This window comes from Leuconostoc mesenteroides subsp. mesenteroides ATCC 8293, assembly GCF_000014445.1.
In the GTDB taxonomy this organism is placed as follows: Bacteria; Bacillota; Bacilli; order Lactobacillales; family Lactobacillaceae; genus Leuconostoc; species Leuconostoc mesenteroides.
This window is the reverse complement of sequence record NC_008531.1, coordinates 1,303,785-1,325,146: the sequence shown is the minus strand read 5'-3', so window position 1 is coordinate 1,325,146 and position 21,362 is coordinate 1,303,785. Positions and strand designations below refer to the sequence as shown.

Sequence of the window (21,362 nt, the reverse complement as noted above, 5' to 3'; positions counted from 1 at the left end):
TTCGCTCTTTTTTGGGGAAAGTAGAATAGTATGATAAATAAAGTTAAGTATATAATTGGTAAGCATTTAAACATAAGTGTTTGCTTACTTTTTGCGTTATTCAGTTGTTTGATTATTTTACCTTATTTGCATGGGCCAGCCTATATCCATCAAGAGGGATGGGATGGGCGTTTCCATATGGCTCGTGTCGCAGAAAGTTATTTGAATTTAAGTCATGGTCATTTGAATCAAGCAATTCCCAGTGTGATGACTAAAACTTTTGGATCATTTGGATATCCACAAAATCTTTTTTATCCGTTGATAACTATGCTTCCAGAGGTGCTCTTGCACATAATCTTTGGCAATGCGTACGGTGGTTATTTGGCATTTATTGCTTTAATCTTTTTTTCAACGTTTATGTCAATGTACATTTGTACATTAAAAATAACAAAAAGTCGTTTCATTGCTCTATTAAGTAGTGCGCTATATGGATTTAGTCATTTTGCGATTTCTATAACATTGTTTTATCGTAGCTTTGGTGGATCTTTTATTTTTATTTTTATGCCAATTGCTTTTTATGGAATGTATCAGATTGCATTAAAAGATCATAAAAAATGGTGGATAATGTCTTTAGGGGTTGCCGGACTCATTTTATGTGATCTACCTGATGCGGTAGTTGTTGTTTTGATGTTGGTCTTTTCATTCTCAATGACATTTACTGTTAAAGAAGCTAAGAATATCAAATTAACGCGTATAGTAAAGTTAATTTACGCAGGAATGCTTTCAGCGTTACTTTCAGCGTTTTTCTTAGCACCACTTCTACAAAATTTGTTGTTTGTTAAAAATATTTCTGTCAATAAACTATTGTTGTCAAATACTGTTTTACCTACATTGAGTGTATTTTTAACAGACAAGTTGGCTTCGTACAGCTTAGGTTTATCAGGCCTAATCGTTGTATTCTTTGTTATTAATGGCTGGAACAAGTTTCATCCCGCATTAAAATACTTATCAGTAGTTTTGTTGATCAATTTAATACTTGTAACTAATATCTTTCCTTGGCCAATTTTTGATAAATATTTAGGGTTCGTACAATTCGTTGGCAGATTTCTCTATACTGCGACTTTTATTTCAGCTTTTCTTGGGGCAATTGCCATTGCTAATATTGTTGAAAATAGAAAGAGTCGCTACTTGCTGGTAACGCTATTTTGTTCTATTGGATTGCTCTCAGTCACTAGTCTTAATTTTAGTATTAAGCGAAACCCAAACGGCAATGCTGTTAACATAGTTTCTTGGGATGATTTTCAAAATGCCACACTAAATAATTATGTATATGATTATTTGCCACATAATGCATTCAAAATCAAAGATAAGTTAGAACAACATTCTATTCCGTTGATGAATCCAAAGAAAGAGATACAACAAACACGTTGGACAACAGGATACGACAGCATACATTATCGAATTAATTCAGTACAAAAGTATACTGATGTTGTATTGCCAAATATCTTTTATCCTGGGTTCACAGTATACGTGAATGGGGAAAAAATGCCTGAAAAATATAATAAAAACAATGCCATCGTTGTTCCTATAGAAAAAGGTATTAGTAAAATTGATGTGAAATATGTAAAGACGCCGGTTCAAATAATTTCATTTTGGATAAGTGTCATTGCATTGTTGACTTTAATTGTATTAAAAAATAAAAAATTGACTAAGCTGTTACCATTGTTTAAAAAACATTGAACTAATTAGATTATTTAACTGCTTTAATTTTGGAGGATAACTATGTCTTGGATCTTTTTGTTGTTTGCGGGTATTTCGGAAATATTATGGTCAACTGCTATGAAGTTAAGTGATGGTTTTTCTAAAGTGGGTTGGGCTGTTATTACTGTAGTAGGTCTAATTACTAGCATGCTTTGTCTTCTGCAAGCTGTTAAACACTTATCATTTAGTCTCGCTTACCCAATATGGACAGGTATTGGCGCTGTTGGTTCAGTCCTTGTGGGGGTTATCCTTTTTCACGATAAATTCTCAACTGCTACGTGGTTTTTTGTTGCATTATTGATTGTTGCAATTATTGGAATAAAGATGACAGCCGGAGAGTGACAAGTGGTTCCCAACTGCGTTGATGGTTCAATAAAACATAATTATAAAGCCCTTATCAGTTAAGAAAGGGCTTTATAATTTTTATTTTGTGAATTAACAAATAACTTCGTACAATCATTGGACTTGCCAATGATAGCCAACAGGTAAAGCTTTTCCAGGTGCTATTCTAGTAGAATGACCTTTCCTAGTTTCCCAGGTAAAGCCATCTTGTATAGCCCATTTATATCGATCAGTAGAATTGATATTATTACTATCAGCTGTCTGGGTGGTTACAGTTGAAGTATCAGTATTTGCCTGTTGTGTTGCTTCAGAACTAGCTTGCGCTTGAGAAGCAGCAATACGAGATGATTGAACAATAGATTCGCTGTTAGAAGCTGAACTAGCGGAGATTGACGAGGATAAAGCGGCAGATTCTGAACTAGATTTTTCAGCATCAGATCTAGCTTTGGCTTGAGATGATGAAGCTGCTTCTATACTAGCAACCTCAGCACGGGAGCTCGTTTCTGCGGCTATTGAAATTGATTTGGATTGACTGGCTTCGCTGTTTTCAGATGTAGAGGAGCTACTTATTTCCGAGCTAGTTTGATTGCTATTGCTACTGCTATGATTTGGTGATGCCTCAATCAATAGAAATAGGGCAATGAAGATTAGGCCATAAGTACCTTTTATTTTATACCAAGGAGCATGGCTACGCTTCTTTTTAATGTCATTGATGGACCAAAGGCCAAGCCACCAAAGTAAAAAAAACGGCCAAATAAATAAAAGAATAATCCAAAAAATTGGTTTTCGTTTCCAACTGTTTAACTTATTGTTGAAGTTTGTATAATCTAACATTTTCAAATTCTCCCAAATTCTCTTCAACTTTTTAACGTGGACGCTTAGCACGTGAAGGCAGAAAACACTAGCACCTCTAATTAAAAGAAGCTCTTTTTTGCATTATAGCAAACATTTTTAGAAAATATGTAAAAAATGTTATCAAAAAGCATCTTTGCGATTCGTTTGGAACACTTTCGCAAAGATGCTTTTTTATTATGAAGCTGTTTTTTTCAATTTATAATAGCTATTCAAACTACCAATAATAAATACGAGTATGCCAGTCCAAATAAAAGCAAACACAATGACCTTATGCCAGTTAAAGGCTTCATGCAAAACAAAAATGGCCATAAGCAATTGAATAGTTGGATTAAGATATTGAATAAAACTCAACGTGATAAAGTCAGTATTTTTATTGGCAACAGCGAATAAGAGTAAGGGGATAACCGTTAAGATACCACTCATAATCAATAGAATTGTAATCTTAGGCCCATTTTGTATCATCACATGTGGAGATAAGAACAGATAAACTAAAGCAATAGGTGCAACGAAGAGGGTTTCCAGTGTTAATGAAATTGTAGCTGGTAAGGGTACTTGTTTTTTGATCAAGCCATAGAAACAAAATGTAGCCGCCATTAGTAGTGTATTTAAAGGTAGTGATCCAGTTTGAATAGTTAGGATGACAACGCCAATAATAACAAGTATTAAGGCGACTATTTTGGACCTTGATAGTTTTTCATGTAAGAAAATAACTGCGACAACTACATTCATTAGTGGCATTATATAGTAAGAGAGGCTCGCTTCAGTGGCTTGCTCATGAGTAACCATATCGATATATAAAAACCAGTTAATTGAGATTAGGAAGGCACTTAATATAATCAAACCCATTTTGTGATTTTGGATTAATTCAATAATGACGTGCCAGACTTCTTTCCAACTTTTTTGAAAGGTTAACACCACACTAATGGTTACAAGCGACCAAACAATTCGATAGGCTAAAGTATCCATTGCTGGGACAACACTTAATAGTTTCCAGAACACACCAAGCATGCCCCACAGAAGGTATGCAGAGAGGCCTGAAATAATTCCTAGACGTTTATTTTCCATAGCTATACTCCCGAATTAAATATAACTATTATAATACCACTTGTTGCAAACGATTTATCACGTTTATGTTAAGTATTTGAATTAGTACGGATAATTATAATGAGCTAAAAGGCACAAACTCTTTCGGTTGATCAGAAGGACAGAGTGTTTTTTGCATCCAAAAGTTATCTAGCCATTTTCCAGATTTAAAACCTATTTTTTTAAACAAGCCAACATTCTCATAGCCCATTCGTTCATGGAACTTCTTACTTGTTTCATTCTCTTCAGTAATGCAAGCGATAATATGAACAACATTTTGCTTTTTTAATATATTTTCAATTTCGGAATAGAGCATTTTACCTATTCCGCGACTGCGAGCTTCTTGTGAGACGTATACGCTAATTTCAACGGTCCATTTGTACGCGCCACGACTATTAAACTCATGAGCGTAAGCATAGCCTAAAATCGTGTTATCTTCTTCTATGACGATATAAGGGTATTTCTCAAGCGTATTGGCGATTCGGTCTTCAAAATCCTGGATAGTAGGAACATTGTACTCGAAAGTAGAGGTTGTTCTTTCGACGTAAGGTTTGTAGATATTCAATAATGTTGGTGCGTCTGCTAACTTCACCGTGCGAACATTCATCATATTATTACTCCTAGTTTTGGGATAAAAAAATAATAGGTAACCATTTTAACATGAGATTGCAGGATAATAAATAGTTAAATGTAGTCAATTTGTTCAAGGGAATAGGAGTTATTTTGAGATAAGGTTCGTTTGTTGTGAAAAGAGCAAAAATAAAAAAGCGATTGGTTAGAATCGCTTTTTATTCTTCATGCTTGGCACCAATTTGGTATATGGCTTCTTCGATATTTAAGTCTTTTTTCATTTGAGTAACAATATTTGCGCGCTGAGCAGAGCTTTTATTGATTGCGTTGACAGACATGGTAATGATTGAATCGAATCCGGTATGGAACCGTGAAGCAACACTAGCGTCAATGTTGTATTTACCAGTTTGTGCGGCTTTAACGATTGTGACAATACCATTTTGCCCATATAAGGCATCACGAAGTGTCTGTGCGTCAGAACTACTTAGATCTTTACTATTTTCGTTAGCAATAATTTTAGCATCTTTTTCAATTGCCGCCATTGTGCTGTCTTTTTTGTAATTAAATTTACTTAAATCATCAATCAATCTTTTTATATTGGTGCGTGATTCTTGTAAATGGGTATAATCAGCTTTTGGCATAGAAACATCTGCGTACTTTGGCTGTTGATTAAAAGTTATAAAGGCGATGAGCAACGCTGCAATCACGACACCCAAGGCAATAAATGCTTTTCTCATGTGGTATTCTCCCAATGTTATCTACTGTTAGTATAAATCAATTTAAGATTAAAAAAAATACTTTCATGAAACGTAATAAAATGTTATTATATTATAGTACGCGCTGGTAGCTCAGCTGGATAGAGCAGCCGGTTTCTACCCGGCAGGTCGAGGGTTCGAATCCCCCTCAGCGCATTTACAACGTTTTATCACGAATGTTGATAAGACGTTTTTTGTTTGCTTAAGTGTTGCTATATGTAGGTGTTTGTGACTGAACTTAAATTTCTTCTTAAACTTTTACAAATCGTATTTTCGATTTTTGTGCTTTTTGTCTAATGAAACACCACGCAGTGGATACATCTCTAAACACGTTTTTCCGCTTAAGAGATATCCCCAATAGATAGTCTTCACTTGAAAGTATAGATTATTCCCAGCAAAATTTTTTTTGATAAAAGCATTTAAGAAATTGAAGAAGTGCTCACAATTAAGAATAAGTGATTTACAAAGAACTATTTAAATGTTGTAGGGTTCATTTAAAGAGTTTTTTTGTTATACATTCGAGACCCGCTTTACGTTCATCTTTGAGTATAATATTGAAATAGTCAAAAAAGTGCTTGCTGTAGTGATCTTTAAATTCTCACAAGATGTCATTGCGGGTTGTGGAAGAGATTCTATAAAAAGTTACCAACTTATAATCCACAAATGTGCACAGGATTAAAACTACTTAGTAACTTTTCGGGTCATCCTGTTGGTTTTTTACAGCCTTTAGTTGCAATGATTAACGCTTCTCTTTGGACAGGGTATGGTTGGAGTAAAACATATAAAGATTGGCCAATCATAATTTCTAACGTTCCAGGCATCTTTTTTGGATTAGTAACTGTCATTACAATTTATATTCATTAAAATAAGGCACTACGGTGCTTTTTGTTTTAAAATTAGTTTGGGAGGATTATGAATATGTGATTATTTACTGGTATGATGTTAGTAAATAACACATTGAAGGTGACGATATGAGTGATGAAGCTTCAGTAGAATCATGGTTAATGATTGGTGTATTTAATCCAATTATTTTGGTTCTTATAGCTGCTGTTTTGTTCCATTTTTTGAAAAAAATAGTTTAAATTATGCCATTTTAAAATTAGCACAAAACGCTATTAAAAGTGCTTAATCATGAAAAGACAACACCAAAATAAAAACCATCAATAATGTTGATGGTTTTTGATTATTTATAAGCATTGTAGCCGTCGCTATACCCTTTAATCATATCTGGCATTTCATTAGTAAAAAATACAATGATAACAGCAACTACTAGAATGATAACCCATATTTTTTGGGCTTTGGTGAATGTTTTGAATAAAGGTTTCAAAACCACAAACGATCCGATAGCACTTACAAAGATTAGAAGATGTAATAAAGAAACAATAAAATTTACCATACTTTCCCCCTAGATGTATAGATAAATTATAGCACTAACACGATGAAAAGAAGGTCTTAAATAACATGAAAAAGTCTAAAGAACCCGAGCAAGATTATTTGTCTGGTTTGAAGCATAAAGATACTACTGATAAGTATTGCGCATCTATAAGTCCAGTCTTGGAAATTTCGTTACTGGAATTTTGATGATGTTGAAAGCATCAAAATTTATCTAGTGACATGAGAGCAATTGGTATTAAGACAGCTAATAAAACTGAAAGCAGCTGATTATTTCTTTGTATCAACTATTATCGGGAGTTGCATTCTTAGCGTAGTCATTGAGGAAACATGGGTTAAAGTTTTGGTGACAGTTCTTATAAATACCCCCTAGGTTAATTATCACGTTATTTATAAAAAGCAAAAAACGCACAAATGAAATGACACAAAATCAGGGGAACATTATAAAAAATGTTTCCCTGATTTTAATGAACACAACCTTTAAAAATGTTTATAAAATCACAATGTAAGCTGTCCAGAAGTTAAACGGCAGTCACGAAAGCAATTAGACCAAATATTATGCCTGGAAAATTAGCTAAGGCGACAGGTATGTCGCGATGATTCTTTTTTAGTGCGTAGATAACCCACAAGGTACAATTGATAGCCGCCACCAGTGGTTGTAAGGGATTCGCCTTAGAGCCAGCTAGATTATCTGCTATTTGAGGGATATACGAAACATACATTAACACAGCCATGACGGTCGCAATCCAGCTTAGGTACTTTATAAAATTTGTTTCTTTCACGATATTCTTCTCCCTTTTTATTGTACGCTTTAATAATACAACGAAGTGAATAAAATCACAACTTTTATCATATTGATGAAAAGTGGTCGCAATTTTTACCTTAAAAGTTGTAATTTTAGAATATTTGTCATATTAATTTGTACCTTTTTTAGAAATAGTGCTATTATAAACATACGGTGATCTTTTCTATATTCTATTTTATTTCATAAGATCCTTATTCATTTCATTATTGGGGGATCACCATACATAGACGGGGATGGGGATAATCATGTCTGTTAAATACAATAGTTTAATATAATAAACTATGTAACGAGTGCCTGATTAGGGTACTTTTTTATTGGAAAAGATTAGTGAATATGCTGTCGCTGCCCCTGACATGAAAAGTAATATTTCATTTAATTTCAATATGTTATGATTTACTAAGAGTGAATAATTAGAATATCTGATTGGTTAATAATTACTAACTGAAATTGATGATTGAAGAATATAGCAAATAAAGTGGGAATAACCATAATATTTTAGTCAGGAGTAAATTTATGTCAAATAAAACTGATGCACGTGTTGTACGTACTAAACACATTATTCAAGCTGAAACAATTTTATTACTATCAACTCAGCCAGATTTTTCTATCACAACCCTATTGGCTCGTGCGAATATCACGCGCGGCACATTCTACAAATATTATCGTAACAAAGAACATCTTATATCTGAGATTAATGATTCCTTGATTAATGACCTACTGGAACATACGCAACAAACTTTTAAAATAACCGACATGATCAATACGGTTAGTAAACAAGCGGCTTTTTATAATGCTGTTTTGAACCATGATATTGACAAACCATTTAGTGATGCACTATATAGTAGGCTGCGTACCCAAATGGCAACCCGTACCAGGGAATTAAACGACGAAGAACGACGGGCGCAACAATATCAATGGGAAGTTATCAATGCTGGCTTTTGGGCCATCATGGCTAAGTGGTTAGCGGATAATATGAACATTTCGCAATCTGACTTGTTTAAAGAATTTACAGAGCTATGGCGAATCAATACCAACACGGTTGCCAGCAACGGATTGAACCTATTCGACTTTAGCAATGGTAATGAACTGATATGATAGTCATCTGAGTCATTCTGGATTATTTGAAGCTCTTTTGAAAATCATTGACTCGATGATCTATTTTTGTTATAATTAAACGGTTGTTAGCATAGCTACAACCACTCAGAACAGGTCAAAGCATGCTCGGGACAAGGGCCCGACCGCCTGTGATGGTGAGTCTAAGTATAAGGAGAAACCAATAATGGCATACGCAATTATTGTAACTGGCGGCAAACAATATAAAGTCGCTGAAGGCGACACAATCTTCGTCGAAAAGTTAGATGCAGAAGCAGGTGAAAAGGTTACTTTTGACCAAGTTGTATTAACTGATTCAAAGATTGGTACACCTTTTGTTGAAGGTGCAAAGGTCGAAGGTACTGTGGAAAAGCAAGGCAAGCAAAAGAAAGTTATTACTTTCAAGTACCGTGCCAAGAAGCATTCACATACTAAGCAAGGCCACCGCCAACCATATACACGCGTGAAGATTGATTCAATCGCGTAATCATTACTTGTAAAGGAGAATAGACTTATGTTGATGAATCAAGAAAACTTGCAGATGTTCGCGCACCACAAAGGTGGCGGATCTTCAGCCAACGGTCGTGACTCAGCTGGTCGTCGTCTAGGAACTAAGGTTGCTGACGGACAAGACTTAACTGCTGGTTCAATCATTTACCGCCAACGTGGTACGCATATTTATCCAGGCGTAAACGTTAAAAAGGGTGGCGATGACACATTGTTTGCTTTGACAGACGGTGTTGTTAAGTTTGAACGTAAAGGTCGCGAAAAGCGTCAAGTATCTGTTTACACACGTGAACAATACAATGAAATTGTTGCTGCTGCAAAGTAAGTAATAATTATTGAAAAGGCTAACGTATTATGCAGATAATATGTTAGTCTTTTTACTTACAAATGATTAACGTTGCAGATGTTATAATTAAATCAGTTATAGGAAAGAGGATTTTTATGTCAAAGTACTATGAGGCGCGTATTGCTAAATTGCAGAAGCTACTGGCCAAGCTTAACTTGGACGGTATGATTGTTTATCAAGGTTTTAATACAAAATATTTAACTGGATTTGAAGGTGGCACAGGTGATGGTATTGTAGTTGTTGGCAAGAAGAATGCTCGCTTAATTACAGATGCTCGTTACGAAGAAGACTACAAAAATAGATTACCTGAGGGTGTTGATTTTAAAGTCACACGTGATTATTTCGGTGTTGCCGTAGAAACAGCGCAAGAATTTGGTATCAAGAAGTTGGCTTTCGAAGCAAGCTTACCTTATGACATTTATGATTACTTGGATGAATTATTGCCAGCAGATATTGATTTTGATGCATTGCCAAAAGCTATTGAAGTGTTACGCGAAGTCAAAGACGTACAAGAATTAGAAGCTTTACGTAAGGCGGCTAACGCTTCAGTGAAATCATTTAAGGACTTGCTACCCTTTATAAAACCGGGTAAGACAGAGCGTGAAGTTGCTAATGAATTGGACAGACTACAAAAAATATATGGTGCACAAAAAGCATCATTTGATACAATTGTTGCCTCTGGATATCGATCAGCATTACCACACGGTGAAGCAACTGACAAAGTGATTGAAAATGGTGAGTTAGTGACCATCGATTTTGGGTATTATGTTGATGGCTATACTTCGGATGTAACACGAACAATTGCTGTGGGCAATGTTAGTGATGAACTGAAGACTATTTATGAAATTGTTAAACAGGCTAATCAAAATGCTATTGATGTTGTTAAACCAGGAATATCGGGTAGCGAAATTGATAAAGTGGCACGTGATTATATTACAGAACATGGCTATGGTCAGCAATTTAATCATGGTGGTGGTCATGGCGTTGGTCTGGACATTCATGAAGGTCCAGCAATTAGCCCACGTTCTAGTGATGAAATGCAAGTTGGGCATTTGCTAACAATTGAACCAGGAATTTATCTAGCTAATCAGGGTGGCGTCCGTATTGAGGATGACGTTATTGTTACGACAGATGGTTTTGAAAATTTGACAGCGGCGTTGCCTAAAGATTTAATAGTTATTGAGGAATAGAATGGCACAAGAACGATTAGACTTTTTAGTATTTTATCGAGGTAATTTGGTTACGGGCTTTGATTACATATACGTAAAACGTCAAGAAGGGCATGCTTTCTGGCAGAGTGATCTCAAGGCGCAGGAAGCAAAAGATATTTTAGATAAGGACTTTATGTTTTATAATCCACATTTAAATGACAAAGGGGAGCCTTTTAATTGGCGTTATCGTGAGGATTGGGTTGATATGACAAAAGTTTGGGATCATTTTTCAGAGGAGGCAATGGCCTATATTACGACTTGGATGAGTGAATACCGTGGCCCATCTTATGATGATCCTAGTAAAAATGATGAATGGGGCGTTCGTTTCAAAGTACCAGGGGAAAAAGAGCAATTAATTTGGGGATTAAATGCTTTTCCTGCAAATTTGGACGATTTTAGTCATTTTTTGTATCGTTTTGGACAATAAAAAGACGTCGGTTGACGTCTTTTTACGTAGATAGGTGTAAAATTAAAATATAAATCATTTCGTAATCGGCTAGAGAGGAAACCAATGGGGACAATTCACTTATTACATACAAATGACATTCATTCGCATTTCGAAAATTGGCCGCGCATATCACGCTATTTATTAGCAGGTCAGGCTAAGTATGATGAGAGCTTTACATTTGATATTGGGGATGCAATCGACAGGTTACATCCATTGACTGAAGCAACTCAGGGGTTGAGCAATGTTTCGTTAATGAATGATGTACATTATGATGGTGTGACTATTGGAAACAACGAGGGGCTTGTTTTCTCACATGACACCATGAATCATTTATATGATAATGCTAACTTTGATGTATTATTGGCTAATTTGAAGGAAATGCCTCATGATACACAACCTAAGTGGGCTAAAAATTATAAAATTTTGACCACTAAAGATAACACGAAAATAGGTGTCATAGGATTAACAGCGCCATACCAACTAACTTATCCGGCACTTGGCTGGGATCCCATTGCTATTGATGAGACGTTAGACAAGTACTTACCAGTTTTGCGTGATCAAGTAGATATTATTTTGTTACTCTCTCATTTAGGTTTGCCAACAGATGAGCATATTGCTCAGAAATATGACGTAGATGTTATTATGGGTGCCCATACGCATCATCTGCTACCGCAAGGTAAAATGGTTAGTGGCACTCTGTTAGCAGCGGCAGGGCGCTATGGCGAAAATGTCGGTGATATCACATTAACTATCAAGGGTCATCGAATTATTCATAAGTCGGCGATAGCAACACCCACTTATGAGTTAGCAGAAAACGATGATGATTATAAAACAGTTCGGGGTTGGATTGCTAAAGGGCGAGAATTACTCGAACAACAGTACGTGTGCACATTGCCTCGTGAGATAACATCAGATGAACAAGTTTATGATGGCTTACGTGCTTTGAAGCAGTATTATAATGTGCCAGTGTCAATGATTTCTACAGGGATGTTTAGTGAAGAGTTACCAAAAGGAAAACTAAGTCGCTATGAACTACTAGAAAGTATGCCACACGCAATTAATCCAATGCTAATTACCATATCTGGAGAAAAGCTGCTCTCCTTATTGCACAGTATTGACGAACAGATAACGAACTTAGCGCAGTATCCTATGAAAGGTAGTGGGTTTCGAGGTAAAATTTTTGGTTATATGCGCTTTGATGGTATTGATCGACAAAAGAATGGTGAAGTTTTGTATAATGGAGAGACGATCGATAAAGGTAAATTGTATAAAATAGCGACACTCGATCATTACAAGTGGATTTCTTTTTTCCCAGATGTAGCGCAAGCGCCAGCAAAAATAGAATTAAATCTACTTTTGCGTGAACTTATGGCAAATTATTATGCGAATAAATATAAGGATAACTAATGGATCACGACACACTAAAAGAACGTACACTCAAACAACAAGAGGAACGCAAAGGGACTTATAAAGTTAAAAAGCTGGGTAATGAGGTTGAAATTGACCGTTTGACGCTAGAAATAGTTGAAGACTTTAAAGATGCCTTTGATGAAGATAAACTAGCCATACGATACACACCGCTATTAGCTCAGTATGATTATATTGTAGGGGATATTTCTGCTGAACAATTACGCTTGAAGGGCTTTTATAATAATAATAAAGCAGTGAATAATCATGATAAAATTCAATCTTTACAGGATTATTTGTATGAATATGTGAATTTTGGCGCACCATACTTTGTTCTAGAAAATATTAATCCTCGTGTTCCTGAGGTGAACGAGCGTTCCAAAAATAAGAATAAAAGTAAGCATCATCGGCCCGTAACTCATAAAAAAGAATCAAGAGCAAAAGTGGCTGCAGCTAAACAAAAAAACAAGAAATCATTTGTGATTAAGCAAAAATAAGAGCCATTTTAGGCTCTTATTTTTTGATTTATTGATATATAGAAACAAAAAAAGCTACAACCAAAGTTGTAACTTAATTAGTAGCTCGTGAGAGAATCGAACTCTCGATTCTGCCGTGAAAGGGCGGCGTCTTAACCACTTGACCAACGAGCCATGATCAATTTGTTATTTGCTTGAATCAAACAACTATAATAGAATAACAAGAATCTGCAGCGCTGTCAATACTTTTTAAGTACAAAATAAAAAACGTCACTAAGACGTTTTTTAGTATATTAATCAAGTGGTACGTCAACTGCCCAGCCTTCGGGACCTTCTTGGTCACCATATTGGATGGCTGTCAAACGATCGTAAAGCTTTTGTGTCCAAGGACCAACTTCTGTTTCAGAATAGAATACGTGCTTGTTACCGTTATGTGTAATTGAACCTACAGGAGAAATTACAGCAGCAGTTCCCATTGCACCAGCTTCAGCAAACTGATCAAGATCATTGATTGAAATAGTTGTTTCTTCAGCTTTTAGGCCAAGTTCTTCAGCTACTTGAAGCAATGAATATTTGGTTACAGATGGCAAGATTGAAGGTGACTTTGGTGTTAAGAAGCGACCATCCTTTGTGATACCGAAGAAGTTGGCTGATCCCAACTCTTCAATATTTTCATGCAAACGAGGATCCAAGTAAACAACATCAGAATAACCAGCAGCATGGGCTTCATCACCAGCAAGCATTGAGGCACCATAGTTACCACCAGCCTTGGCTGCACCAGTACCACCGTGAGCAGCACGATCATAATGATTAGTAACGTAGGCTGTTGGTGTTAATCCACCTTTGTAGTAAGCACCAACAGGAGTTGCGTATACTTCAAAGACATAGTTATCTGCTGGATGCACGCCGACAACTGGGCCACCACCAAATTCAAAGGGACGTAGATAAAGTGTTGCGCCAGTTCCGTAAGGTGGGATGAAATCTTGGTTTGCCTTCGTAACTTCTTTTAAAGCACGCACAAAAAGTTCTTCGGGGACGGGAGCCATCATCAAACGAGCGGCTGAATTTTGTAGACGCTTTGCATTACGGTCAGGACGGAAAATGTTTGCACCGCCATCCTTACGGCGATAAACTTTCAACCCCTCGAAAATTGTTTGACCATAATGAAGTCCGGTTGCTGCCTCATTGACTGGAATGTTTGAGTCTGTTTCGAGACCACCTTCGCTCCACTTACCATCTTTATAATAGGCACGAAAACGATAAGGAAGGTCATGGTATTCAAATCCCAAGTTGTCCCAATCAAAATCTTCAGCTTTAGCCTTTCGTTGTTCTGACATAATACGTCCTTCTTTCTTAGAAAAATATGATAAAACTACTATAACGCTTAGAAGGGAATTGTGCAATAGCTAACGATGAATCTTTTTAATGTTAATTATTTAGAAATCTCGTATAATTAAAGGTAGTGCTGAAGCCTATGAATTGGGTCATTGCACAACATCACTAAAATTATTTATCATATCAGTGATAAATCAAGTATTATTGGAGATGAATTAAAATGGCATTATTACTGGCAGTGAAAGCAATAACGCAAGAAAATCGTGAATTTCTTGCACAATATGATATTAGCGTTGTGACACCGGACACGATTACCGATGAGCAATTACCTGAGGTATTGATAAGTTATGCTTGGGATACAGAAATTGGGCATAAAATCCTTGCTAACCCAGAATCAAAATTAAAGTGGATTCAGGCGCAATCGGCTGGTGTTGACTACTTACCCTTGAAAACACTACAGGAGCGTCAAATTACTGTGACAAATGCGAGTGGGTTAAAAGCGGTACCTATAGCTCAAACTGTTTTGGGCTATATTCTCCACTTTGCTCGTGGCTTAAATGTTTATTCTACACGAAAACATTGGGAGCCTTTTACAGATCAGTATTTGATGAGTGAATTACCAGTTTTGGTGTTTGGTACTGGTCGAATTGGACAGCAAATTGCTCACGCTGTAAAATCATTGGGCGGTGTAGTTTTTGGTGTAAATACTACAGGTCGTCCAGTTGAAGGATTCGATGCAACTTATGCGATTTCTGACTATCAAGAAGCACTAGCTAAATCGCAAGTTGTTGTTGACGGGTTACCAGGGACAAAAGAAACCGAAAACTTTTTTGATGAGCATTTTTTCCAACAGTTTAATCAATTGTTTTTGTTTATCAATATTGGGCGTGGCACAACTTTGAATCAGGACGACCTACTTTCAGCAATTGATGATTCTCGTGTCAAATATGCTGCATTAGACGTCACAACACCTGAACCATTACCAATGAATCATCCATTATTTGAGCGGCCACAAATCTTATTGACACAACATACAAGTTGGGGTGAACAAGAAAGTGCTGGTCGTGTTGGTGGATTATTTCGTTTGTTTGAAAAAAATGTTCCTTCATTTATGGCTGATGGTACGTTCGTTCAAAATGTTGTTGATCTAAATAAAGGATATTGATATTCTTTTAAAAAAGCAGTAATACTCTAATTTAGAGTATTACTGCTTTTTTGTTTATATTAATCAAAATGCCGCCAGTCTTTATCTAGTATGGCACGTGCCACAAACAACCCCAGTGGTAAGAACATGATAATTAAAGCAGCCTTGGTCATCCATAGCGCGCCAATACCGATTTGGTTATTACCAATACTATATACTGCACGATAGATATACAAACCAGGCACCATAATGACGATGGAAGGAACAGTTAAGGAAATTCTTGGATAACCATTGTAACGATTGACCATCGATGCGATTAATCCTGCAACCAAAGCGGCAAAAAATGCCGCCGCTGCGGGAGGAATAGTAGTTAAATCGACTAGTTCTAGTCGCAGAGTGTTGGCAATTGCACCAATGCATCCAGCCACAGCAGCCATTTTTTTCGAGCTGTTAAACATGATTGAGAAACCAAATACGCCGCAAAAACTGGCTGGGATACGAAGTAACATCAGTGTGACTGACGATAAGCCAAGTGGCAAAAAATTTGCTGGTCTAAAATGAACCAGCGAAGCGACTAACCAACCCACTAATGTGGCAATTAGCGTGATCATTATGGCATAAGCTAGTCTTTCCAAACCAGAGCGCATGTCTAATTTCGAGATATCTAACATGCTAGTAATAAAAGGAAAACCAGGAATAACGAAGAGCATAGCCCCAATATATCCGGCTTCATGCTGAGCTAAAATATGGAAATAAAATTCGAATATTCTAAATGCAAACATATAGGTGATGCATGCTGTGGCAACACTGATAGCGACGCCCACAATGGTGGTTATAGCATGTTTACCTAAAATTGAACGGACATAGTTTCCAATCCCAGCACCAATAAATGAACAGATCATCTCTGGAATACCGCCGCCAAGTAAAAAAATGAACGCACTACATGCTAGAGCAGCAGCAAGGCCAGAGATGATCGGCGTATATTGCTTTGGTCGATTTTGAATGTCGTTAATCGTATGATGAATTTGACCAATAGTTAAAGATGAAAAATCATCTTGGATATTGTTAACGAAATGCTCTAAAATATTTAGCTTGTCGGTATTTACACCTGTATTTGGCAGCGATAATACTTGAGAATAACTTTGATTATTGCTAAAACAAGTATATTCCAATGAAATTAATCCAATATCGGCAGAGCATGTGAGGTCTAGTTTTCTAGCAACCTTATTCATTGCATCTCGCACTCGCCATGCGCCAGTACCGCAAGACAACATGAGAATACCAATTCGACCAACAATTGAGGCGCGTTCCTGGAGACTAGCATTTTTAGCTGGAATATTTTCGCTTTTAATAAAAGTGGCCCAAGGAATCGTCATATGATGGCGTAAAGACAAAGGTATTTTTTTTAACACGTGTGGATTACTATTCTTGTCCATTATTTCCTCCAATGAATCAATGAAATTAATACAACACTCCTAATTCCTTCATTATAGTTGCAGTTGCTGTCGTATTCAAGCTATTCAATAGTGATGAATAAAGGGTTAACAAGTTCTTTGCGTCCCAAAAGTAGATGAACTCCGATAGGTAAGCGTTTACATTTCTGAACATCGATGATAAGATGTGTGTATAATTTGGCAGAAGAATTCTCGAGGATTAAATATGACAAGTATAAAACAAATATTAGCACGCCATGATTGGGAAAATCCAGTGGTAACGAATTGGAATCGATTACCACTACACACGAGTATGAGCTACGCTAATGAACGAAACAAACGAGAAATTAAACAACCACGAAAAAGCCTCAATGGACCTTGGCAGTTTAGTTATTTTGAAAATCTATCAGACATTGACGAAGAATGGCGAAAAAAAGACTTGCCTACGTCAAAAATTATTCATGTTCCTAGTAATTGGCAGTTACAGGGGGACTATGATGTTCCTGTTTATACAAACGTTACTTACCCATTTCCAGTAAATCCACCGTATGTGCCGACTGAGAATCCGGTTGGCGCTTATTCCAAAAAGGTCTTTCTTGATAATAAATGGTTAGCAGATAACACAGAATCGCATGTTGTCTTTAATGGTGTTGGGTCTGCATTTTATCTTTGGGTTAACGGAGAATGGGTCGGCTATTCGGAAGACAGTCGCTTACCAGCAGAATTTGACATCACTGAAGAATTGCGAGCTGGTGAAAATCGTATCGCGGTTTTGGTGTTGAAGTGGAGCAAGGGGAGCTATTTTGAAGATCAAGATATGTGGCGAATGTCGGGAATTTTCCGTGATGTTGATCTTATTCGTGTTCCAAAAACAAGATTTCAGGATTTAGCAATTGAGACAAAACTGGATGAAGATCTTGATGACGCAACTGTTGAGGTTAGGGCACAATTAGTTGGAAATTCGGCGGATAACTTGAGTGTGACTGCTGAATTATTTTACCATGGTATGAGCTTGTTCAAAGCAACAGAACAATTTGGTAATCGAGTAATCGACGAACGTGGTACTAATGATGGTCAAGTTAGTTTAGAATTACCAGTAAAAAATCCGGCATTATGGTCAGCTGAAGTACCAAATTTATATGATATAAAAGTTTCTTTGCACGATGGGGAAGAAAACTATCAAATTGAAAATAAGAAAGTTGGTATAAGGAAGGTTCAAATTAAAGATGGTTTACTGACTTTAAATAATCAACCGTTATTAATTCGTGGTGTCAATAAGCATGAATTTAATTCAAAAACAGGATACTATGTTGATGAAAAAACAATGATTGATGATATCCGTATGATGAAGGAGCATAATTTTAATGCAGTAAGGCTTTCTCATTATCCCAACGCTTCACGATGGTACGAGCTGTGTGATCAATATGGATTATATTTAGTAGATGAGGCAAATATCGAGACACATGGTGTCAAGCCAATGAATTACCTTACAAATGACCCTAAATACTTACCCTTGATGATGGAGCGAGTGACACGAATGGTTCAGAGAGACTATAATCATCCATCAATTATTATTTGGTCGTTGGGGAATGAGTCTGGCTATGGACATAATCATGATGCAATGTATCAATGGATTAAAAATACCGACCCCTCTCGTCCAATTCAGTATGAGGGTGGTGGTGCTGATACACCGGCAACGGACATTATTGCACCGATGTATGCACGTGTTGACCAAGATCAAGTGGAAGAGGTCAACTCAAAATGGGCTATTAAAAAATGGATTGGCTTGTCAAAAGAAAATCGACCACTGATATTGTGTGAATATGCGCATAGCATGGGGAATAGTTTAGGTGGATTTAATAAATATTGGGAGGCTTTTGAAAAATATCCAAGACTTCAGGGTGGCTTCATTTGGGATTGGGTAGATCAGGGCCTGCTCACAAAAAATAACGAAGGCCAATCATATTATGCTTATGGTGGTGATTTTGGTGATTATCCTAATGATCGCCAATTTAGCTTGGATGGGTTACTATTTCCCGATCGCACTCCAAAACCAGCCTTGCTGGAGGCAAAATACTGTCAACAATATTTCGCTTTCCAACTGGAAAAAGATCCAACTGGAAAAGTTAACTATATGACGGTATCAAATAAGCATTTATTCAAAACAGTCAATGATGCAACCTTAATTTATCAAATTTTGTCAAATGATCAGGTGATTGAGACTAAAAAAATCAAACTCAATTTGGCACCCCAAACTGAAGAGAGAGTCAGTTTGAATTTCTCCGATAACAGCAATGAAGATGTTTATATGAACTGCCAGATTGTTCAAGATAGCACTGATGGCCTTATCCGGTCTGGTACATTACTGGCTTACAAGCAATTTATTTTGAGAAATAAACCGATAATGATTAGTGACGTACGATCATCTGATGATTATGAAGATTTCCTTATAAATGATGCGACAGACTCCTTGTCCATTTCTTTAGATGATGCTATCTGGCAGTTTAATAAGCGTACAGGTTGGTTATCTAATTGGATAAAGAATGGGCAGGAAAAAGTACTGACTCCATTGAAAGATCAATTTAGTAGAGCAGCTTTGGATAATGATATTGGAGTGAGTGAGGTAACAAATATTGATCCAAATGCTTGGTTTGAAAGATGGCAAGCAACAGGGTTCAATCACTTGAATGAAAAGCTTGTGCAATTCAATTGGACAGCATTAAAAGATGAGGTACGAATCACGACACAACATCAATTTTTATCACCGATTGATCAACATATCATGTTTATATCTAGTAAAGAATATCGAATAAATCATGTTGGTGATTTAAAAGTGTATGTGGATGTTTGGCGGCAAGTTGCCGATCCACAGCCAGCACGTATTGGATTGAGTGTTCAAATTAACGCAACGACTGACGCAGTGACTTATAGTGGATTGGGACCAATGGAAAACTATCCAGATAGGCGTTCAGCGGCTATTCGTGGCAAATGGGATGCTTCCTTGAAGGAACTTTATACACCGTATGTTTTTCCTAGTGAAAATGGCTTGCGTACTGAAGTGGCGTATCTTAAATTTGATCATCATGTCATTCGGGCACTCGAACAACGTTTTTCATTTAATTTGAGTCAATTTAGTCAAGCACAATTGTCAGCAGTCACGCATCAACACCTATTAAAACCTGAAGAGGGTGTTTGGTTGAACATTGATGGCTATCATATGGGTGTTGGTGGCGATGATTCTTGGTCTCCAAGCGTGTCGCCAGAGTTTTTATTATCAAACGATCATTATCATTATAGTTTTTCGTGGTCAAATGCAGAAGGAGAAGCAAATGTATAGCGCTAATAAAAATCGTTACGAGAAAATGATATATAACAGAATTGGCAACAGTGGATTACAGATTTCAGCTATTAGTTTGGGCCTTTGGAATAATTTTGGTAGTGTGGATCCCTACGAAAACCAAAAGGGAATTATTCACCAAGCTTTTGATTTAGGTATCACATATTTTGATTTAGCCAATAATTATGGTCCTATACCAGGAAGTGCTGAAGAAAATTTCGGCAAGATTATGGCTACGGATATGAAACCTTATCGAGATGAAATGGTTATTGCAAGCAAGGCTGGTCACGAAATGTGGCCAGGTCCTTATGGTAATTGGAATTCTCGAAAAAGCATCATTGCCAGTGCAGATCAAAGTTTAAGACGCACTGGTTTAGACTATTTTGATATTTTTTATAGTCACCGTCCTGATCCGATGACGCCAGTTGCAGAAACCGCACAAGCTTTAGACCAATTGGTTCGTCAAGGGAAGGCGCTTTATATTGGTATTTCTAAATATTCAAGTCAAGAAACACAAGAGATTATCGATATTTTTAAAGAATTAAAGACGCCATTCATCATTCATCAACCACGTTATAATATGTTTGATCGTAAAGCTGAGCGAGGTTTGTTTACGACATTAGGAGAAAATAAAAAAGGTGCGGTTGGATTTAGCTCCTTAGCGCAAGGATTGTTGTCAGATAAATACTTGAAAGGTATTCCAAATAATTCACGTGCGAACAAAGTAACAATCCCCTTTTTGACAACAGAAAAAGTTGAACCAACAATTAATACGGTGCAAAAGTTGAATCAAATTGCACAAAGGAGAGGTCAAACGCTACCACAAATGGCACTTGCTTGGAATTTACGAATTCCTGAGTTGGCTAGTGTTTTGATTGGTGCTAGTAATCCCAAACAGGTCATAGAAAATGTCAAAGCTTTGGACAATCTATCATTTTCACCAGAGGAGTTGCTTGAAATTGATCGCGCATTGAGCGAATATGCAGCCAATCAAGCGTAATAGTTTCTTTCATTCTGGATTATCCCAATTTATTTAAAAGACAGAACCCAACGTCTCGCCGGCGACGGGTTTTTATTTTTCAAT

20 protein-coding genes, 2 tRNA genes, 1 pseudogene and 1 other annotated feature are annotated in these 21,362 nt (G+C 36.7%); of the genes and pseudogenes, 14 read left to right on the top strand and 9 right to left on the bottom strand.

Going from position 1 to position 21,362, the window contains the following annotated elements; translation table 11 throughout:
* Positions 1 to 30: 30 nt before the first annotated feature.
* On the top strand, positions 31 to 1,719 hold the full coding sequence (locus LEUM_RS06530; protein ID WP_011680043.1) for a glycosyltransferase family protein: 1,689 nt from the start codon (positions 31 to 33) through the stop codon (positions 1,717 to 1,719).
* 42 nt (positions 1,720 to 1,761) lie between these two features.
* The gene (locus tag LEUM_RS06525; RefSeq protein ID WP_011680042.1) at positions 1,762 to 2,082 is read left to right on the top strand and encodes a DMT family transporter; all 321 of its coding nucleotides are present in this window, start codon (positions 1,762 to 1,764) and stop codon (positions 2,080 to 2,082) included.
* A gap of 114 nt (positions 2,083 to 2,196) precedes the next feature.
* Here LEUM_RS06525 and LEUM_RS06520 read toward each other — a convergent pair whose 3' ends face one another.
* From LEUM_RS06520 to LEUM_RS06505, 4 genes are all read right to left on the bottom strand, one after another.
* On the bottom strand, positions 2,197 to 2,916 hold the full coding sequence (locus LEUM_RS06520; protein WP_011680041.1) for a hypothetical protein: 720 nt from the start codon (positions 2,914 to 2,916) through the stop codon (positions 2,197 to 2,199).
* 195 nt (positions 2,917 to 3,111) lie between these two features.
* Positions 3,112 to 4,002: an EamA family transporter RarD gene (gene rarD / locus LEUM_RS06515; RefSeq protein ID WP_011680040.1), complete on the bottom strand. Its 891-nt coding sequence runs from the start codon at positions 4,000 to 4,002 to the stop codon at positions 3,112 to 3,114.
* Positions 4,003 to 4,096: 94 nt separating this feature from the next.
* Positions 4,097 to 4,630, bottom strand: a complete 534-nt coding sequence (locus tag LEUM_RS06510) for a GNAT family N-acetyltransferase (protein ID WP_011680039.1) — start codon at positions 4,628 to 4,630, stop codon at positions 4,097 to 4,099.
* 178 nt (positions 4,631 to 4,808) lie between these two features.
* Positions 4,809 to 5,327 carry a hypothetical protein gene (locus LEUM_RS06505; protein ID WP_011680038.1) on the bottom strand — a complete coding sequence of 173 codons (519 nt, stop codon included), beginning with the start codon at positions 5,325 to 5,327 and terminating at the stop codon, positions 4,809 to 4,811.
* A gap of 100 nt (positions 5,328 to 5,427) precedes the next feature.
* On the opposite strand from LEUM_RS06505, the gene LEUM_RS06500 reads away from it, so the two are divergent.
* Together LEUM_RS06500 and LEUM_RS06495 are read left to right on the top strand one after the other, a co-directional pair.
* Positions 5,428 to 5,501: transfer RNA gene (locus tag LEUM_RS06500), tRNA-Arg, on the top strand.
* 522 nt (positions 5,502 to 6,023) lie between these two features.
* Positions 6,024 to 6,209 (top strand): annotated as a pseudogene (locus LEUM_RS06495) (SemiSWEET family transporter); the annotation flags it as partial.
* A gap of 319 nt (positions 6,210 to 6,528) precedes the next feature.
* Here the strand turns inward: LEUM_RS06495 and LEUM_RS06490 are convergent.
* Together LEUM_RS06490 and LEUM_RS06485 are read right to left on the bottom strand one after the other, a co-directional pair.
* Positions 6,529 to 6,741, bottom strand: coding sequence for a hypothetical protein (locus LEUM_RS06490; protein ID WP_011680036.1), 213 nt, complete (start codon positions 6,739 to 6,741; stop codon positions 6,529 to 6,531).
* A 517-nt stretch (positions 6,742 to 7,258) separates the two neighbouring features.
* Complete coding sequence (locus tag LEUM_RS06485) at positions 7,259 to 7,519, bottom strand: SemiSWEET family transporter (RefSeq protein ID WP_010285162.1); 261 nt, start codon at positions 7,517 to 7,519, stop codon at positions 7,259 to 7,261.
* Between the two features lie 536 nt (positions 7,520 to 8,055).
* Between LEUM_RS06485 and LEUM_RS06480 the strand changes: the two genes are divergently transcribed.
* The 7 genes from LEUM_RS06480 to LEUM_RS06450 all read left to right on the top strand — a co-directional run bounded on the left by LEUM_RS06480 (position 8,056) and on the right by LEUM_RS06450 (position 13,050).
* Positions 8,056 to 8,637 (top strand): TetR/AcrR family transcriptional regulator, encoded by a 582-nt coding sequence (locus LEUM_RS06480; RefSeq protein WP_011680034.1) that lies wholly within the window; start codon positions 8,056 to 8,058, stop codon positions 8,635 to 8,637.
* Between the two features lie 89 nt (positions 8,638 to 8,726).
* Positions 8,727 to 8,810, top strand: a sequence feature (ribosomal protein L21 leader region).
* Between the two features lie 11 nt (positions 8,811 to 8,821).
* The gene (gene rplU / locus LEUM_RS06475) at positions 8,822 to 9,121 is read left to right on the top strand and encodes a 50S ribosomal protein L21 (RefSeq protein WP_002814842.1); all 300 of its coding nucleotides are present in this window, start codon (positions 8,822 to 8,824) and stop codon (positions 9,119 to 9,121) included.
* A 27-nt stretch (positions 9,122 to 9,148) separates the two neighbouring features.
* Positions 9,149 to 9,466: a 50S ribosomal protein L27 gene (gene rpmA, locus LEUM_RS06470; RefSeq protein ID WP_002814840.1), complete on the top strand. Its 318-nt coding sequence runs from the start codon at positions 9,149 to 9,151 to the stop codon at positions 9,464 to 9,466.
* A gap of 116 nt (positions 9,467 to 9,582) precedes the next feature.
* A complete protein-coding gene (locus LEUM_RS06465) occupies positions 9,583 to 10,677 on the top strand; it encodes an aminopeptidase P family protein (protein ID WP_011680033.1) in 1,095 nt (364 codons plus the stop codon).
* A gap of 1 nt (position 10,678) precedes the next feature.
* Complete coding sequence (locus tag LEUM_RS06460; RefSeq protein WP_011680032.1) at positions 10,679 to 11,125, top strand: hypothetical protein; 447 nt, start codon at positions 10,679 to 10,681, stop codon at positions 11,123 to 11,125.
* Between the two features lie 84 nt (positions 11,126 to 11,209).
* Positions 11,210 to 12,553, top strand: a complete 1,344-nt coding sequence (locus LEUM_RS06455) for a bifunctional metallophosphatase/5'-nucleotidase (RefSeq protein WP_011680031.1) — start codon at positions 11,210 to 11,212, stop codon at positions 12,551 to 12,553.
* Positions 12,553 to 13,050 carry a YutD family protein gene (locus tag LEUM_RS06450; protein WP_011680030.1) on the top strand — a complete coding sequence of 166 codons (498 nt, stop codon included), beginning with the start codon at positions 12,553 to 12,555 and terminating at the stop codon, positions 13,048 to 13,050. The genes LEUM_RS06455 and LEUM_RS06450 overlap by 1 nt, the downstream gene beginning before the upstream one ends.
* An 81-nt stretch (positions 13,051 to 13,131) precedes the next feature.
* On the opposite strand, the gene LEUM_RS06445 is transcribed toward LEUM_RS06450, so the two are convergent.
* A tRNA-Glu gene (locus LEUM_RS06445) sits at positions 13,132 to 13,203 on the bottom strand.
* Between the two features lie 119 nt (positions 13,204 to 13,322).
* Positions 13,323 to 14,366, bottom strand: a complete 1,044-nt coding sequence (locus tag LEUM_RS06440) for a branched-chain amino acid aminotransferase (protein ID WP_011680029.1) — start codon at positions 14,364 to 14,366, stop codon at positions 13,323 to 13,325.
* Positions 14,367 to 14,584: 218 nt separating this feature from the next.
* Here LEUM_RS06440 and LEUM_RS06435 point away from each other — a divergent pair, with 218 nt between their 5' ends.
* Positions 14,585 to 15,529, top strand: a complete 945-nt coding sequence (locus LEUM_RS06435) for an NAD(P)-dependent oxidoreductase (protein WP_011680028.1) — start codon at positions 14,585 to 14,587, stop codon at positions 15,527 to 15,529.
* Positions 15,530 to 15,588: 59 nt separating this feature from the next.
* Here LEUM_RS06435 and LEUM_RS06430 read toward each other — a convergent pair whose 3' ends face one another.
* Entirely contained in the window at positions 15,589 to 16,944 is a 1,356-nt protein-coding gene (locus LEUM_RS06430; RefSeq protein ID WP_011680027.1) for a threonine/serine exporter family protein, read from the bottom strand.
* 223 nt (positions 16,945 to 17,167) lie between these two features.
* Here LEUM_RS06430 and LEUM_RS06425 point away from each other — a divergent pair, with 223 nt between their 5' ends.
* Both LEUM_RS06425 and LEUM_RS06420 read left to right on the top strand, forming a co-directional pair.
* A complete protein-coding gene (locus LEUM_RS06425) occupies positions 17,168 to 20,278 on the top strand; it encodes a beta-galactosidase (protein WP_011680026.1) in 3,111 nt (1,036 codons plus the stop codon).
* The gene (locus tag LEUM_RS06420; protein ID WP_011680025.1) at positions 20,271 to 21,278 is read left to right on the top strand and encodes an aldo/keto reductase; all 1,008 of its coding nucleotides are present in this window, start codon (positions 20,271 to 20,273) and stop codon (positions 21,276 to 21,278) included. The genes LEUM_RS06425 and LEUM_RS06420 overlap by 8 nt, the downstream gene beginning before the upstream one ends.
* Positions 21,279 to 21,362 lie beyond the last annotated feature (84 nt).